Source organism: Cryobacterium sp. AP23, from assembly GCF_054075385.1.
In genome coordinates this window covers 1,181,512-1,196,658 of sequence record NZ_CM133415.1, presented here as the reverse complement: position 1 = coordinate 1,196,658, position 15,147 = coordinate 1,181,512, and the positions used below count along the sequence as shown (strand labels likewise).

Genomic DNA, 15,147 nt, shown 5'->3' with positions numbered 1-15,147 from the left:
CCTGCCGTATCCGCCGCGCCGCCGCGTCTGCCGCCAGCGGATGAGAGTGAGTTGCCACCTGCGGCCCATTCGAGCTCACCGAGAGGGCGCCAACTGGCAACTCAACGGCAGCCCCCTCGTCGACTTGCCGGAAAGTGCCCCTTCAGAGCGGCGCACGGGGGTCTTTGCTGCAACTTGAGCGCCTCCCTGTCGGTGTCCTGTTCGGGGCCCGGTAGGCTTCCCCGCGTGAGTACGCGCAATCCCTCGGTCGAGCACGGGCCTGGCGCACCCGCCGCGCGGGAAGCGCGTGAGCGGCGCTCCACCCGGGTGCCGGCAACCATCGCCCTGGTCGGCGCAGTGCTGTACGTGCTGGTCGATATCGTGCTGCAGCTGCTGCCGCCGCATTACAGCGCCGTGTCCGAGGCCGAGAGCAACCTCGCGGTGGGACCGTACGGCTGGATCATGAACTTCAACTTCCTGGCCAGGGGAGTGGTGACAGTGTGTGTCGCCGTCGCCCTGTCCCGGTTCGCGCCACGATCCCGGCTGCGGAGCGCCGGACTCACCCTGATGCTGCTGGCGGGCGCGTGCTCCGCGGCGCTGGCGTTCCTGCCCACCGATGTCGCGGGCCCGGATGCGCCCGGGCTGGAGCCGACGACGCCGCTCGGCACCGCGCACCTCGCGGTGGCGGCGACCGGGTTCGTGGCGGCCCTGCTGGCGTTCCTCCTGCTCACGGCCTGGTTGCGCACCAGCGAACGGTTGCGGGCGGCCTTCCCCGCCGCCGCCATCCTCACCGGTGTCGCTCTGGTCGGACTGGTCTGGCTGGGAATCGCGGCCACGCTCCTTCCCGGCGTGATCGGATTGGCGGAACGGCTGTGCCTGGCCGGCGTCCTCGGCTGGGTCATCGCGGTCTGCGCCGTCGTGCGCCGGCGCTGACCCCCACCTCCCAGACTGGCCCATTTTTGCTAGTCCCGAGGCGCATCCGACTAGCAGAAATGGGCCAGTCAAGACGGGAGAGGGGTGTTTGCCTCGACGGGGCGCGCGTACTATGGCCGGCATTCGGCCACCGCGAGAGAAGGAGCCCCCATCGTGAAAGCACTCGTTTTTGGCGGACCGGGCCTCAAGAGCTGGACGGAAGTGCCCGACCCGAAGGTGCTGCGGTCGACCGACGCTATCGTGCGCATCGACACCACTACCATCTGCGGTACCGACCTGCACATCCTCAAAGGTGACGTGCCCGCGGTACAGCCCGGCCGCATCCTCGGCCACGAAGGCGTGGGCACGGTCGTCGAGGTCGGCGAATCGGTGGAGTCGATCTCCGTGGGCCAGCGGGTGCTCATCTCCTGCATCAAGTCCTGCGGGCACTGTGCCAACTGCAAGACCGGCCTGTTCTCGCACTGCCTGGGCGAGGAGGGCCGGTCGGGCATCGGCTGGATCTTCGGCCACCTCATCGACGGCACCCAGGCCGAGTTCGTGCGGGTGCCGTACGCGGACAACTCGCTCTACCCGCTGCCGGACGGGGTCACAAACGAGGAGGCCGTGATGCTCTCCGACATCCTGCCCACCGGCTTCGAGATCGGCGTGCAGTACGGCCAGGTCGCTCCCGGCGATGTCGTTGCGGTGATCGGGGCTGGGCCGGTGGGCCTGGCCGCCATCGCCACGGCCGGCCTCTACGGCGCCGGCGCGATCGTGGCGATCGACATCGACGAGAACCGGCTCGAGCAGGCCAAGACCTTCGGCGCTACCCACACCGTGCTCTCCGGCCGGCCGGAGTGGCGGGACGAGGTCCTCGCGGTGACGGATGGGGCGGGTGTCGACGTGGCCATCGAGGCCGTCGGCATCCCGGACACCTTCACCATGGCGACCGAGATCGTGCGGCCCGGCGGGCACCTGGCCAACGTGGGTGTGCACGGCAAGCCGGTGCCGCTGCACGTGGAGAATCTGTGGATCCAGAACATCAGCATCAGCATGGGGCTGGTGAACACGAACACCACCCCGATGCTGCTCAAGCTGGTGGCCCAGCACAAGATCCCCGCCGACCGGCTGGCAACGCACCGGTTCGACTTCAACCACGTACCGGATGCCTATGACACCTTCTCCCGTGCCGCCGAAACCCATGCGCTCAAGGTGCTGATCAGCCGCTGACTCCGGCGAAGATATTACGGGTAGAGAACACCGCCGTGTAACCGCTGGTGTGGCCGGGCCGCTCGGTAGGCTTGGCACATGACTTCTTCACGGGATGACGACGCGCTCGGCTGGGCCGGCGACGACGACCCCACCCTCGCCACCGGCAGCGGAAGCCCCGGCACTCCCAAGTCCACGCCGGCATCCACACCGGCGACCGCTCCGGCGTCCAGCAACAACACGGCACCGACTCCGACCGAGGACCTGCCGGAGGGCTGGGCAGTGACCGGCTCTCCCGGCGGCTACGTCGACGCCCCGGTCGCACGCGCGCCGATGTCCTCCCCGGCCCTGATCGGCCTGGGCATCCTCGCCGGCATCTACCTGCTTTACACGATCGGCTGGTTCGTGGGCGTCTCCCGCATCGACAACCCGCCCGGCGCCCTACTGAACCAGTTCATGTTCTCCCTCGGCACCTGGCTGGCGATCGCTGCTCCCGCAGTGTGGTTCGCGTCGTCGTTCTGGCTCACCCGCGGCAAGCCGCGGCTGCGCTGGACCTGGCTCATCCTCGGCGTCATCCTGCTCGCCCCACTGCCCTTCATCGCCGGAACCGGGGGACTCTGATGAGCGCCGACAAGACCGTCACGACCGCCACGTCCGACAAGACGCGCACCCGCCGAACGCCGGCCTGGCTGTCCGCGACCATCGCCATCCTGTTCGGCCTGTTCTACGCCTACAGCGCGTGGTCGGGCCTGGGCAACCTGATCGGGCTCAACACCGCGGCGGCTGCGCTGGACACCTCACTGAGCGGCTTCGGCTGGGGACTGCTGCTGACGGGTGTGCTCGCGCCCCTCGTCGTCTTCGGGATCGCATTCTGGCTCGGCCGCCGGCGTGAGGCCGGCCCGCAGGCGCTGATGCTGCTGGCCGGACTCTGCCTGATCTCCGCGCTGAGCCTCGACATCTTCGTGTTCGGGCTCGGCAGCCTCATCGTCTAGCGGTCAGCTCACCCGAACAGGCTCACGGCCAGCACCAGGCCGATCAGCACCACCTGGCCGAGCAGGCGCGGGACGAGCGGAATCGCCACGGCGCCGAAGCGTTCCTTGTGCCGGGCGGCGTAGGCATTGGCGGGGAACACTGCCACGAGGAACAGGGCCAGCGCGACACCTGACGTAACACGGGTGGCCGGCACGAGCAGGCCGATGCCGCCGAGAATCTCGCATACCCCGGTGAAGATGACCAGGTTCTTCGGCGACAGCCAACCGCGCGATCGCAGTCGTGGCGGGATCATGGCGGCCATCGTGCGCTGCACGCCCGGAGCGAAGTGGCTGATCCCGGCGAAAACGAACACCACCGCCAGGATGATTCGCAGCACGGTGAGGACGTTGGTCATTGACTCGGGGCTCATCGCTCCATTCTGGTGCCAGTAAAGTGTTGTGGTATCTGGCGCCCCATGCTCGAGGCGCGAGCTTCCCTCGCCTGACGCTTTCTAAGGATCTGTTTTCGTGTCGAAGCCCGTTGTATTAATCGCCGAAGAACTCTCACCCGCCACAGTCGATGCCCTGGGCCCCGACTTCGAGGTGCGTTCCGTTGACGGCACCGACCGTTCCGCACTGCTGGCCGAGCTGGCCACGGCCAACGCCATCCTGGTTCGCTCCGCGACCAAGGTCGACGCCGAGGCCCTCGCCGCCGCCCCGCACCTCAAGGTCATCGCCCGCGCCGGCGTGGGCCTCGACAACGTCGACATCAAGGCCGCCACCGCCGCCGGTGTCATGGTGGTCAACGCGCCCACCTCCAACATCATCTCCGCCGCAGAGCTCACCGTCGGCCACATCCTCAGCCTGGCCCGCCACATCCCGCCGGCCCACGGCGCCCTCGCGCAGGGGCAGTGGAAGCGCTCCAAGTACACCGGCATCGAGCTGTACGAGAAGACCGTCGGCATCATCGGCCTCGGCCGCATCGGCGCCCTGGTCGCCGCCCGTCTGCAGGCCTTCGGCGTGAACATCGTGGCGTACGACCCCTACATCACCTCGGCCCGCGCCCAGCAGCTCGGCGTGCACCCGGTGAGCCTGGACGAACTGCTCGAGCAGTCCGACTTCGTCACCATCCACATGCCGAAGACGCCAGAGACCACCGGCATGATCAGCGCCCCGCAGCTGAAGCTGATGAAGCCCACCGCGTATGTCGTGAACGTCGCCCGCGGCGGCCTGATCGACGAGGCGGACCTGTACACCGCGCTGGTCGACGGCACCATCGCCGGCGCCGGCCTGGACGTCTTCGTCAACGAGCCGCCGACCGGCTCGCCGCTGCTCGGCCTCGACAACCTGATCAGCACCCCGCACCTCGGTGCCTCCACCGACGAAGCCCAGGAGAAGGCGGGCGTCTCCGTCGCCAAGTCGGTGCGCCTCGCGCTCTCCGGCGAACTCGTCCCCGACGCGGTCAACGTCGCCGGCGGCGTCATCGACCCGACCGTTCGCCCCGGCATCCCGCTGGTCGAGAAGCTCGGCCAGGTGTTCTCCGGCCTTGCCGCGCACAGCCCGCTCACCAGCGTCGATATCGAGGTTCGTGGCGAGATCGTCGAGTTCGACGTCTCGGTGCTCAAGCTCGCGGCGCTCAAGGGCATCTTCACCAACGTCGTCAGCGAAACCGTCTCCTACGTCAACGCGCCGCTCCTCGCCGAACAGCGCGGAGTCGCGGTGCGGCTGATCACCGACGCCGAGTCGCCCGAGTACCGCAACCTGATCACCCTGCGCGGCGCCCTCGCCGACGGCTCGCAGGTGTCGGTCTCCGGCACCCTGGTGGGGCCGAAGCAGATCGAGAAGATCGTCGAAGTGAACGGCTACGACGTCGAGGTGCCGTTCGCCGAGCACCTCATCGTGATGCTCTACACCGACCGCCCCGGAATCGTCGCCGTCTACGGCCGCGAGTTCGGCGAGGCCGAGATTAACATCGCCGGCATGCAGATCGCCCGGCACGAGGCCGGCGGTGCGGCGCTGAGCGTGCTCACCGTCGACTCGCCCGTGCCCGCCAGCCTGCTGGCGTCGCTCCGCGATGCAATCTCGGCCGACGTGATGGTCGCGATCGACATCACCGAGTAGCGAGAGCCACAGAAAAAGCCCCGGATGCGAATCCGGGGCTTTTTCGTGTCGTGCGGGAGGAGTCAGACCTCGTCGATCGAGCGCTCCTGCTGGATGGTGCGCTCACCGCTGACCGGGTCGACGCCGGTGCGGGTGGTGCTGATGCTGCTGCGACGGCGGGTGAGCAAGACCAGCCCGAGGATGAAGACAAGCGCGCCGGCACCCATCAGCAGGTAGCCGACCAGGTCGATGCTGATCCAGTCGACCTGGATGTTCAGGGCCCACACCAGGATGGCGCCGACGACGAACAGGAAGATTCCCAATCCGATACTCATGATGAACTGCTTTCTTCGGGAAATGGCACGCACACGTCGGCGACGCGCACGGTCAGGGGTTCTCCAGCATAGACAGCGGAACGCGCACAGTAGGGTTGATTTGCAGGGTATCTCCAAGTCAATAACACGCCAATTCCGCCAGCCCACCGGCTGCCTCACCGTAATCGGAGCCGCATGTCCCGCTCAGTCAAGCTCGCAGTCATCGCCGGAGACGGCATCGGCCCGGAGGTCGTGGCCGAAGCCCTCAAGGTGCTCGATGCCGCAACCGCGACCGACCCGGTGACCTTCGAGCTCACGCACTTCTCGCTCGGAGCCACCCGGTTCCTCGAGACCGGCGACGTGCTCACCGACGAGGACCTGGCCGCGATCAGCGCGCACGACGCCATCCTGCTCGGCGCCGTCGGGGGAGTGCCCGGCGACCCGCGGCTCAAGAACGCGAACATCGAACGCGGGCTGCTGCTCAAGCTGCGCTTCTCGCTCGACCACTACGTGAACCTGCGCCCGAGCGTGCTGTTCCCCGGCGTGCCCAGCCCGCTCAGCGAGCCCGGCGAGGTCGACTTCGTCGTCGTGCGCGAAGGCACCGAGGGTCCCTACGTCGGCAACGGCGGCGCCATCCGCCAGGGCACACCGCACGAGGTGGCGAACGAGGTCTCTGTGAACACCGCCTACGGTGTCGAGCGTGTGGTGCGCTACGCGTTCGAGGTCGCGCAGAACCGCCCGCGCAAGCGTCTCACCCTGGTGCACAAGACCAACGTCCTGGTCTTCTCCGGCAGCCTGTGGCAGCGCATCGTCACCGAGGTTGCCGCGGAATACCCCGATGTGGCCGTCGACTACCTGCACGTCGACGCGGCGACGATTTTTCTCGTCACGAATCCGAGTAGATTTGATGTCATCGTCACGGATAACCTCTTCGGCGACATTCTCACTGACCTGGCAGCGGCAATCAGCGGCGGCATCGGCCTGGCGGCATCCGGCAATATCAATCCGGACGGTCGTTTCCCCAGCATGTTCGAACCGGTACACGGTTCGGCACCAGACATCGCGGGCCGGCAGTTGGCCGATCCGACGGCGGCGATCCTCTCTGTCGCGCTCCTCCTCGACCACCTCGGTCTTGCGGATGCGGCGGCCAGGGTGAGCGCGGCCGTCACGGCCGACATCGGCGCCCGCACCTCCGGCAGCGCCGCCACTGGGCCACGATCCACCAGCGCCGTCGGCGATGCCATCGTGACCCGCCTGACCGACACTCCCGCCTAATCACAAGGGACTCCACATGAGCCAGCAGACCACCACGTTCCCGCTCGAATTCGAGCTCACGCCGTCCGAGACCGCGCGCACCAGCGCTGCGCGCGAGACGATCCTCTCCGACCCGGGCTTCGGCAAGCACTTCACCGACCACATGGTCACCATCGACTGGACCGTCGAGGAAGGCTGGCACAGCGCCCGGGTCACCCCGTACGGCCCGCTCCAGCTCGACCCCGCCTCCTCCGTGCTGCACTACGGCCAGGAGATCTTCGAGGGCATGAAGGCCTACCGGCACGCCGACGGCTCCATCTGGACCTTCCGCCCGGAGAAGAACGCCGAACGCCTGCAGCGCTCCGCGCGCCGCCTCGCCCTGCCGGAGCTGCCGGTGGCCGACTTCATCGAATCGATCAAGCAGATGATCGCCGTCGACGGCGACTGGGTGCCGGATGCGCCCGAGACCAGCCTGTACCTGCGCCCGTTCATGATCGCCAACGAGAGTTTCCTCGGCGTGCGGGCAGCACACAAGGTGGGCTACTACGTCATCGCCAGCCCCGCCGGCGCCTACTTCACCGACGGCGTCGCCCCGGTGAGCATCTGGCTGTCCACCGAGTACTCCCGCGCCGGCCGCGGCGGCACCGGAGCGGCAAAGTGCGGCGGCAACTACGCCGCATCGCTGCTGCCGCAGCAGGAGGCCTACGACAACGGCTGCGCCCAGGTGCTCTTCCTCGACGGGGAGACCGGCACCCACATCGATGAGCTCGGCGGCATGAACGTCTTCTTCGTGCACGGCACCGACACCCTCGTCACTCCGCGCCTGACCGGCACCATCCTCGAGGGCGTGACGCGGGACAGCATCATGCAGCTCGCCCGCGACCGCGGGATGACCGTGGTGGAGCGCGACATCACCGTCGACGAATGGCGCGACGGCGTCGCATCCGGTGAGATCACCGAGGTGTTCGCCTGCGGCACGGCCGCCGTGGTCACCCCGATCGCGCAGCTCAAGGGCAAGGGCTTCACCATCGGCGACGCAAACGCACCCGCCGGGGCGATCACCATGGCACTCCGCCAGGAACTCACCGACATCCAGTACGGCCGCCTGCCCGACCGGCACGGCTGGTTGTTGCGCCTGGACGAGGCATCGAACGTCGCCACCGCGGGAACCGAGGCGACCGCGTGAAGATCGCCCGGTACAGCCACGCCGGCACCATCGCATTCGGCATCGTCGACGACGATGAACTCGTCGTCCTGACCGGGGACCCCATGTTCGCCGGCTACAACCCCACCGGGCAGCGCCTGCCGCTGGTGGATGTGGCGCTGCTCGCACCGGTCATCCCGCGCTCCAAGGTCGTCGGCCTGGCCGGTGCGTACTTCGCGGATGCCGCGGAGAAGGCAGCTGCACTGGAGGCCCCAGGCGGTCTGCCCGAACCGCGGTTCTTCCTCAAGCCGAACACCTCGGTGGTGGGTCCGAACGACCCCATCGTGTTGCCCGCGCAGTCCGGCGATGTGCGCGTGGAGGGCGAACTGGCCATCGTGATCGGCCGGATCACCAAGAACGTCAGCGTCGCGGATGCGCCCGGCGCGATCTTCGGTTACACCATCGCCAACGACGTCACCGCCGTGGACCTGCAGCAGCAGGACGGCCAGGCGGCCAAGGCGAAAAGCTTCGACTCCTTTTGCCCACTCGGCCCGGTCATCGACACCGAGTTCGATCCGGACACCGCCCGCATCACCGGCCGGGTCAACGACACCGAGTTCGGTGGCGGCGACGTTGCGCTGCTCGGCCACTCGATGGCCGAGATCGTGTCCTACGTCTCGCACGCCTTCACCCTGCTCCCCGGCGACGTGATCCTCACCGGGTCGCCCAGCGCCGCCCGCGAGGTCACCGACGGTGACACCGCCGCGATCGAGATCTCCGGCCTCGGCGTGCTCACCAACCCGGTCCGCAGCGCCCCCTAAGCCTCAACTGTTCCCCCACCGGACAAGTGGTCCCGGCACACCGGGACCACTTGCCCGCATGGGGAACAGTTAGCGGGCTCCGTCAGGACGTCGGGAACCAGGCACGGACCTGGTCGGCGGCGGTGAGCAGCAGGGCGGTCGATTCGGCGGCGTTGACCCGGGCGAGGAGCATCGCGCTCATCGACAGGGACGCGAGCGTGCGCACCCGTTCGTCGGTTCGCTCGGCGCTGGCCTCTCCGGCGCCGACTACGGCGTTCCGGAGCGCCGCGGCGAGTTCGGTGCGGTACGCCTCGACGACCTCGCGGGCGGGTTCGTCGTGCGCGGCGAGGCCGGTGGCGCAGTTGACCAGGAGGCAGCCCCGCCGGGGGGAGTCCAGCGGCAACCGGCCAACGGCCGTGCGCAGCTCGTCGAAGTACGCCAGAAGTTCGGCGCGACCCGCCCTATCCGCTTGGAGGCCCTGCAGGCGCGGGCGGATGACGGTGTCGCGGTAGTCGGCGACGGCGGCGTCGAAGAGGCCCCGCTTGCTGCCGAACGCGTGGTACAGGCTGGACCGGTTGACGCCGGTGGCCGACTCGAGGTCGGCGAGGGATGCCCCGTCGTAACCGAGGTCCCAGAAGACGTCGCGGGCGGATTGCACGACAGTCGTGCTGTCGAACGTCTGGAGCCGTCCCATGATCTGCCTGCCTTCCGTCCGCGAACGCCTGGTCTGTGTCGATGCGGGTGTTGATGCGGGTGTTGCTGTGAATGTTCTGTACTGCTCGTTTCACTATAACCGATAGCCCGGCTATAGTAAAACGATCGGTGCAGAAAGCGAGCGGCGTCACAAACGCTGCAGGGCACCCACCTCGACCAGTTAGGAACTCTTCATGACGACTGCCACCAGTACCCAGATCCAGCTCGCGGCCCGGCCCACCGGTTGGCCCACCGCCGCCGACTTCAACACCGCCGTGATCGACCTCCCCGAGCTGACCGCCGGCCAGGTGCGCGTCGTCAACGACTACATCTCCGTCGACCCCTACATGCGCGGCCGGATGAACGACGTCAAGTCCTACATCCCGCCGTTCGTGCTCGGTGAGACCATGAGCGGCGGGGCCGTCGGCCACGTCGTCGAGTCCACCGTCGAGTCGGTGCCCGTTGGCAGCCTGGTCGTGCACCAGCACGGCTGGCGCGACGTGGTGCAGGAAGACGCCGCGGGATTCCGTGTGGTTCCCGAGATCCCGAACGTTGCGCCATCCGCCTACCTCGGCGTGCTCGGGATGACCGCGCTCACCGCCTACATCGGCCTGCTCGAGGTCGCCAAGTTCAAGGCCGGCGACACCGTGTTCGTTTCCGGCGCCGCTGGTGCCGTCGGCAGCATGGTCGGCCAGATCGCCCGGCTCAAGGGGGCCGCCCGCGTCATCGGGTCCGCCGGAACCGATGAGAAGGTGGCCCTGCTCACCGAGAAGTACGGCTTCGACGCCGCGTTCAACTACAAGACCGGCGACATCGACGCCCAGCTCGCCGAGGCTGCACCGGACGGCATCGACGTGTACTTCGACAACGTCGGTGGCGACCACCTCAGCGCAGCGCTCGGCGCGTTCAACGACGGCGGCCGGGCAGCGCTCTGCGGCGCGATCTCCCAGATGAACCGCACGGATGGCCCCACCGGCGTGCAGAACATGGTCAACATTGTCACCCGCGGCCTCACGCTCACCGGCTTCACCATCGGCAACCACCTGCAGCACTTCCCGGCGTTCACCGAGCAGATGGGCGCCTGGTTCGCCAATGGGGACATCGTCTTCGACGAGACCGTCGTCGACGGCCTCGAGAACTCCGTCGAGGCGTTCCTCGGGATGCTCCGTGGAGAGAACACCGGCAAGATGGTCGTCAAGACCTCTGCCGTCGAGTCGACCACTGCCGCCAACTAGACGTCGCAGTCACCCCGTACATTTACTGAACCAGACACTGGAGAACCTATGACTTCCGTACTTTTCGTCGTCAGCGCTGCTGACCACTGGACCCTCAACGACGGCAGCCTGCACCCCACCGGGTACTGGGCCGAGGAGCTCGCCGAACCACACCGCCTCTTCACCGAGGCCGGCTGGGCGATCACCATCGCCACCCCGCAGGGCGTCGCGCCCACGGTTGACGAGGGCAGCCTGGCAGCCGGCGCCACCGGCGGAGAGGACCGCTCGACGGAACTCCGCAGCTACCTTGACTCGATCCCCGCGCTGAAGAGCCCGTCCTCGCTCGATGACATCACCGCGGCCGACTACGACGTCGTCTTCTACCCGGGCGGGCACGGTCCGATGGAGGACCTCGCCGTCGACACCACCAGCGGCAAGATCATCACGGACACGATCACGTCCGGTCGCATCCTCGGCGTGCTCTGCCACGCCCCGGCCGCCCTGCTCGCTGCCGAGGCCGCCGACGGCACCTGGCCGTTCCTGGCCTACCGGATGACCGGCTTCACCGACGCCGAAGAAGCTCTCGGCGGCTTGGCCCCGAAGGCGAAGTGGCTCGTGCAGGCACGCCTGACCGAACTGGGTGCAGCCTTCGTGGAAGGGCCGTCGTTCGGGGAGCACATCGAGATCGACCGCAACCTCTACACGGGCCAGAACCCCGCATCCTCGGTGGCACTTGCCACCGCCATCATTGACGCGGTGGCCGCCCGGAAATAACCGCTGCCGACCGCGGAGACGGACCCGCCCGCCCGGATCGCGCGCGGGACGCCACGACCGGACACCTAGCCCCAGACGCGTCTGAGGGATAGACCGGGACGTGGGACTCAATCCTTCCCGGGCGCGTCTCGGCGGGGGTGAGGCGGAAGGGAGCCACGGTGGAACGAGCGGACCCATCCGGAATTCCGGCGCGGGTTCCCCGCCCGCTCGCCGTGGCGGCTCCGCCCGGTCGCCTCGCCGGCTGGCTGATGCGCGATCGGGTGCAGCCGGTCGGCCCCGAGGCCGCGGAGCACGGCGGCTCGACCCACTCATGGTGGCAGGTGATGTGCCTCACCGGCGTCGACTATTTCTCCACCCTGTCCTACTTGCCGAGTATCGCCATCGTCGCCGCCGGGGTGCTGTCGCCGCTGGCAACCGTTCTGATCGTGATCCTGACGCTGCTCGGGATGCTCCCGATGTACCGGCGGGTGGCGGTGGAGAGCCCGAACGGTCAGGGCTCGGTGGCGATGCTCGAACGACTATTGCCGTTCTGGCGCGGCAAGGTCTTTGTGCTCGTGCTCCTCGGGTTTGTGGCGACCTCCTGGATCATCACCATCACGCTGTCCTCCGCGGATGCCACGGTGCACCTGCTGCAGAACCCGTTTGCTCCCGAGGCCCTCAGTGGGCATGCCGTGGCCGTGACAGTCGCTTTGCTGCTCATCCTCGGCGGAGTGTTCCTGCTCGGGTTCCGGGAAGCCGTCACCGTCGCAATTCCGCTCGTCGGCCTGTTCCTGCTGCTCAACGCCGCCGTCATCGCCGTCGGGCTGGCGGAGGTCTTCACTCGGCCGGATGCCCTGACATCGTGGCTGGCCGCCGTCGCCTCATTCGGCGGCAGTCCGGGCGACATCGTGCTGCCCGTGCTGCTGGCCTTTCCGTTGCTCGTCCTGGGGCTGTCCGGCTTCGAGACCGGGGTGAGCATGATGCCCCTCGTGGCCTCCACCGGGCGCACGGCAGCCGACCGGCTGGCATCGCGGGTGCACAACACCCGCAAGCTCCTCACCCTCGCCGCCTCCATCATGAGCGTCTATCTGATCAGCAGCAGCGTCGTGACGACGATTCTCATCCCCGAGGAGGCCTTCGACGAGGGTGGTCCGGCGAACGGGCGCGCCCTGTCTTATCTCGCCCACGAGTACCTGGGCAACGGCTTCGGCAATCTCTACGACATCAGCAGCATCTTCATCCTGTGGTTTGCCGGCGCCTCCGCGATGGCCGGCCTGATCAACATCGTGCCGCGCTATCTGCCCGGATACGGCATGGCGCCGGAGTGGAGTCGCGCGGTGCGCCCCGTTGTCCTCGTCTACACGGGGGTGAGCATCCTGATCACCATCGGCTTTCGGGCGAGCGTGGACGCTCAGGCCGGTGCCTACGCGACGGGCATCCTGGTGATGATGGCGTCGGGCGCGATCGCGGTCACGATCTCGGCGGTCCGCCGCCGGGCCCGCCTCTCGGTCGCAGGCTTCGGCGTGCTCAGTGTCGTGCTGCTGTATGCCCTCGGCGCAAACATCGTGGAGAAGCCGGACGGCATCATGATCTCGGCGCTCTTCATCGCCGGCATCATCCTGGTGTCGCTGGTGTCCAGGGTGTCGCGCACCACCGAGCTGCGGGTGGAAAGCGTTGAGTTCGACGCGCAGGCGCGGCAGTTCATCGCCGATTCGCTCGCCTTCGATGGCGCGCTGAATGTGGTGGCGAACAAGCGGAAGAACGGCAGCGAGCTCGAGTACGCCGAGAAGGAGCAGGAGCAGCGCGGCATGAACCCGGTGCCGGGTTACGCCGACGTGCTCTTCCTCGAGATCGAGGTCGTCGACCCCTCGGGATTCAGCGACACCCTGCACGTGCAAGGTGTGGAGGTCGGCACCTACCGGGTGCTGCGTGCGCAGAGCCCCGCGGCACCGAATGCGATCGCTGCAGTGCTGCTCGCCCTTCGTGACGCCACCGGGGTTCGCCCGCAGGCGTACTTCGAATGGTCGGAGGGTAGCCCGGTCGGTCATCTGTTGCGCTACCTGTTGTTGGGCCAGGGGGACACCGCGCCGGTGGTGCGCGAGATCCTGCGCGAGACCGAACCCGAGCCCGCCCGCCGCCCGGGTATCCACGTGGGCGGAGGATGACTAGCGCTCAGAACGGCGGGTTTTCGGGTACCGGTGCCGACGGGTGGCGCTTGGGCTGGTGCCGGGGCATCAGATACATGTCGTCCGCGGGTCGCTTCCGATTTTTCGGTCCCACCGTCGGCAGCTTCGGCCGTGGTGGTGCGATCGGGTTGGCCGGGTCGGTGCGGTAGGTCCGGTTCCCGGGCGAGGTCCAGACCAGGACCCCGCCGGGTTCCTGGATGACCGACCATTGCGAGAGGTGTTTGAGCCTGTGGTGGCCTTCGCAGAGGTGGGCGAGGTTGTCCAGGTCGGTACCGCCGTCGTATTGCCGGTCCTGGGTGTGGTCGATGTCGCTTTTCACCGCGGGGCGGGAGCAGCCGGGGAACCGGCAGGTCTCGTCCCGCATCCGTAATACCTTCCGCATGCCTTTGGTGATCTTCTGCTGCTTCTTGTCGATGGAGAGGATCACCCCGGATTCGGGGTGGGTGAGCACGCGGGTGAAACTCGGCGCGTTCGCCGTGATCCGCCGGGCCGCCTCAGGCGAAATCGGCCCGTATCCCTCGAGGGTGGCGGGTTCCTCATCCAACCCCAGCAGGGTCATCACCGGCACGGTGATCATCACGGTGCCGCGGATGCCGGCGCCCATCCCGCTCGGCGTGATGCCGTCCAACAGGAGCGCGGCGGTGACGTCGGCGCGGAGCTGGTCGAGAGTGCGGGCGGGCGCTTCGTCGGTGACCGCTTGCTCGATTCCGAACGACGCCCCGGTCCTTTCGGCTCCGTCCCCGGTGCTCGCTCCGGATGGAGTGGCGGTTCTCGTGCCGCTATCGACACTGTCGCTGGCTGGTGCCGGGTCGCCGAGCTTCTTCAAGCCCGTGGCCGTGCTGGTGATCCGGTCCCAGGCGGCCTTGGTTTGTTCGGCGGTGCCGTACCAGTGCAACCAGCCCATCCCGTCGTGCGCGGGCTCCCAAAACGTGCGCCGCTCCGTCAACGCGTCCTTACTGCGGGTCACGATCGACTCCGGATGCCGTCTTTCCCGAAGCCGGCGGGCCCTATCCTTGAATCGGCCCACCGGCTGCGACTTCGCCACCGGCAGCACGGCCTCCTCGAACGCGGCCTGCTCCGCATCGGGGATGGCGCGGATCTGATCGAGCAGGGCGGTCGCGTGCCGGTAACTGATCTCCCCTTTCGACAGGGCATCGAAAGTGAGCGGTGCGTAACTGTAGAGGAACCGGGCCTCGTCGAGTTGATGCTCGATGGTGCGTTCGGCGGTGCGAGTCAGACACGCGGTCTCGGTCACGATGGTGCGGCGGGCGATCTTATGCTCGTCCCACCTCGCGTACGCGGCGGCGCGGGCCTGGTCGTCGGTCATGGTGGCCGCGTTCCGGTCCGCCGTCGCGATGGACTCCCGGTCACCATGCAGCCGGGACGAGACCCGGGGGTCTTCGCTCCAGTCCTGCAGTTCCAGCAGAAGCTCGATCCGACGAGCCTGCGCCTGCGCGATGACGCGGTCTTCCGCCGCAATCCGCTCGGTCTGCTCGGCCAGTTCATCGCGCACCCGCTGATCCATGGTGGGATCCGGTTGGTACGACTCGGGCGGTGCGGTTGGCGCGGGCACCGACGTGGGTGCGGGTGGGATGTCTGGGCCTGGGTTGGGTTCGGG

15 protein-coding genes are annotated in these 15,147 nt (G+C 68.0%); 11 read left to right on the top strand and 4 right to left on the bottom strand.

Annotated features, from left to right (window positions below; all coding sequences use genetic code 11):
* Window positions 1–225 precede the first annotated feature (225 nt).
* The 4 genes from ACU5E9_RS05690 (at window position 226) to ACU5E9_RS05675 (ending at window position 3,092) form a co-directional block, all read left to right on the top strand.
* Window positions 226–912: a DUF998 domain-containing protein gene (locus tag ACU5E9_RS05690; protein ID WP_456812647.1), complete on the top strand. Its 687-nt coding sequence runs from the start codon at window positions 226–228 to the stop codon at window positions 910–912.
* A gap of 153 nt (window positions 913–1,065) precedes the next feature.
* The gene (locus ACU5E9_RS05685; protein WP_456812646.1) at window positions 1,066–2,121 is read left to right on the top strand and encodes a zinc-dependent alcohol dehydrogenase family protein; all 1,056 of its coding nucleotides are present in this window, start codon (window positions 1,066–1,068) and stop codon (window positions 2,119–2,121) included.
* Window positions 2,122–2,199: 78 nt separating this feature from the next.
* Window positions 2,200–2,721 (top strand): DNA polymerase III subunit gamma/tau, encoded by a 522-nt coding sequence (locus ACU5E9_RS05680; protein WP_456812645.1) that lies wholly within the window; start codon window positions 2,200–2,202, stop codon window positions 2,719–2,721.
* Window positions 2,721–3,092 carry a bacitracin resistance protein gene (locus ACU5E9_RS05675; RefSeq protein WP_456812644.1) on the top strand — a complete coding sequence of 124 codons (372 nt, stop codon included), beginning with the start codon at window positions 2,721–2,723 and terminating at the stop codon, window positions 3,090–3,092. The genes ACU5E9_RS05680 and ACU5E9_RS05675 overlap by 1 nt, the downstream gene beginning before the upstream one ends.
* An 8-nt stretch (window positions 3,093–3,100) precedes the next feature.
* On the opposite strand, the gene ACU5E9_RS05670 is transcribed toward ACU5E9_RS05675, so the two are convergent.
* Window positions 3,101–3,502, bottom strand: a complete 402-nt coding sequence (locus ACU5E9_RS05670) for a DoxX family protein (RefSeq protein ID WP_456812643.1) — start codon at window positions 3,500–3,502, stop codon at window positions 3,101–3,103.
* 97 nt (window positions 3,503–3,599) lie between these two features.
* Here ACU5E9_RS05670 and serA point away from each other — a divergent pair, with 97 nt between their 5' ends.
* A complete protein-coding gene (gene serA, locus ACU5E9_RS05665; protein ID WP_456812642.1) occupies window positions 3,600–5,192 on the top strand; it encodes a phosphoglycerate dehydrogenase in 1,593 nt (530 codons plus the stop codon).
* 62 nt (window positions 5,193–5,254) lie between these two features.
* Here serA and ACU5E9_RS05660 read toward each other — a convergent pair whose 3' ends face one another.
* Entirely contained in the window at window positions 5,255–5,506 is a 252-nt protein-coding gene (locus tag ACU5E9_RS05660; protein ID WP_456812641.1) for a DUF6458 family protein, read from the bottom strand.
* A 174-nt stretch (window positions 5,507–5,680) separates the two neighbouring features.
* On the opposite strand from ACU5E9_RS05660, the gene ACU5E9_RS05655 reads away from it, so the two are divergent.
* The 3 genes from ACU5E9_RS05655 to ACU5E9_RS05645 are packed head-to-tail and all read left to right on the top strand — an operon-like array spanning window position 5,681 to window position 8,704.
* On the top strand, window positions 5,681–6,760 hold the full coding sequence (locus ACU5E9_RS05655; protein ID WP_456812640.1) for a 3-isopropylmalate dehydrogenase: 1,080 nt from the start codon (window positions 5,681–5,683) through the stop codon (window positions 6,758–6,760).
* 16 nt (window positions 6,761–6,776) lie between these two features.
* The gene (locus ACU5E9_RS05650; RefSeq protein WP_456812639.1) at window positions 6,777–7,925 is read left to right on the top strand and encodes a branched-chain amino acid aminotransferase; all 1,149 of its coding nucleotides are present in this window, start codon (window positions 6,777–6,779) and stop codon (window positions 7,923–7,925) included.
* The gene (locus ACU5E9_RS05645; protein WP_456812638.1) at window positions 7,922–8,704 is read left to right on the top strand and encodes a fumarylacetoacetate hydrolase family protein; all 783 of its coding nucleotides are present in this window, start codon (window positions 7,922–7,924) and stop codon (window positions 8,702–8,704) included. Before ACU5E9_RS05650 ends, ACU5E9_RS05645 begins: the two co-directional genes overlap by 4 nt.
* 82 nt (window positions 8,705–8,786) lie before the next feature.
* On the opposite strand, the gene ACU5E9_RS05640 is transcribed toward ACU5E9_RS05645, so the two are convergent.
* The gene (locus tag ACU5E9_RS05640; protein ID WP_456812637.1) at window positions 8,787–9,377 is read right to left on the bottom strand and encodes a TetR/AcrR family transcriptional regulator; all 591 of its coding nucleotides are present in this window, start codon (window positions 9,375–9,377) and stop codon (window positions 8,787–8,789) included.
* A 193-nt stretch (window positions 9,378–9,570) separates the two neighbouring features.
* Between ACU5E9_RS05640 and ACU5E9_RS05635 the strand changes: the two genes are divergently transcribed.
* From ACU5E9_RS05635 to ACU5E9_RS05625, 3 genes are all read left to right on the top strand, one after another.
* Window positions 9,571–10,611: an NADP-dependent oxidoreductase gene (locus ACU5E9_RS05635; protein WP_456812636.1), complete on the top strand. Its 1,041-nt coding sequence runs from the start codon at window positions 9,571–9,573 to the stop codon at window positions 10,609–10,611.
* 48 nt (window positions 10,612–10,659) lie between these two features.
* Window positions 10,660–11,364 carry a type 1 glutamine amidotransferase domain-containing protein gene (locus ACU5E9_RS05630; protein WP_456812635.1) on the top strand — a complete coding sequence of 235 codons (705 nt, stop codon included), beginning with the start codon at window positions 10,660–10,662 and terminating at the stop codon, window positions 11,362–11,364.
* A 248-nt stretch (window positions 11,365–11,612) separates the two neighbouring features.
* Window positions 11,613–13,508, top strand: a complete 1,896-nt coding sequence (locus ACU5E9_RS05625; RefSeq protein ID WP_456813501.1) for an amino acid transporter — start codon at window positions 11,613–11,615, stop codon at window positions 13,506–13,508.
* Window positions 13,509–13,515: 7 nt separating this feature from the next.
* On the opposite strand, the gene ACU5E9_RS05620 is transcribed toward ACU5E9_RS05625, so the two are convergent.
* Entirely contained in the window at window positions 13,516–15,042 is a 1,527-nt protein-coding gene (locus ACU5E9_RS05620) for a hypothetical protein (RefSeq protein ID WP_456812634.1), read from the bottom strand.
* Window positions 15,043–15,147 lie beyond the last annotated feature (105 nt).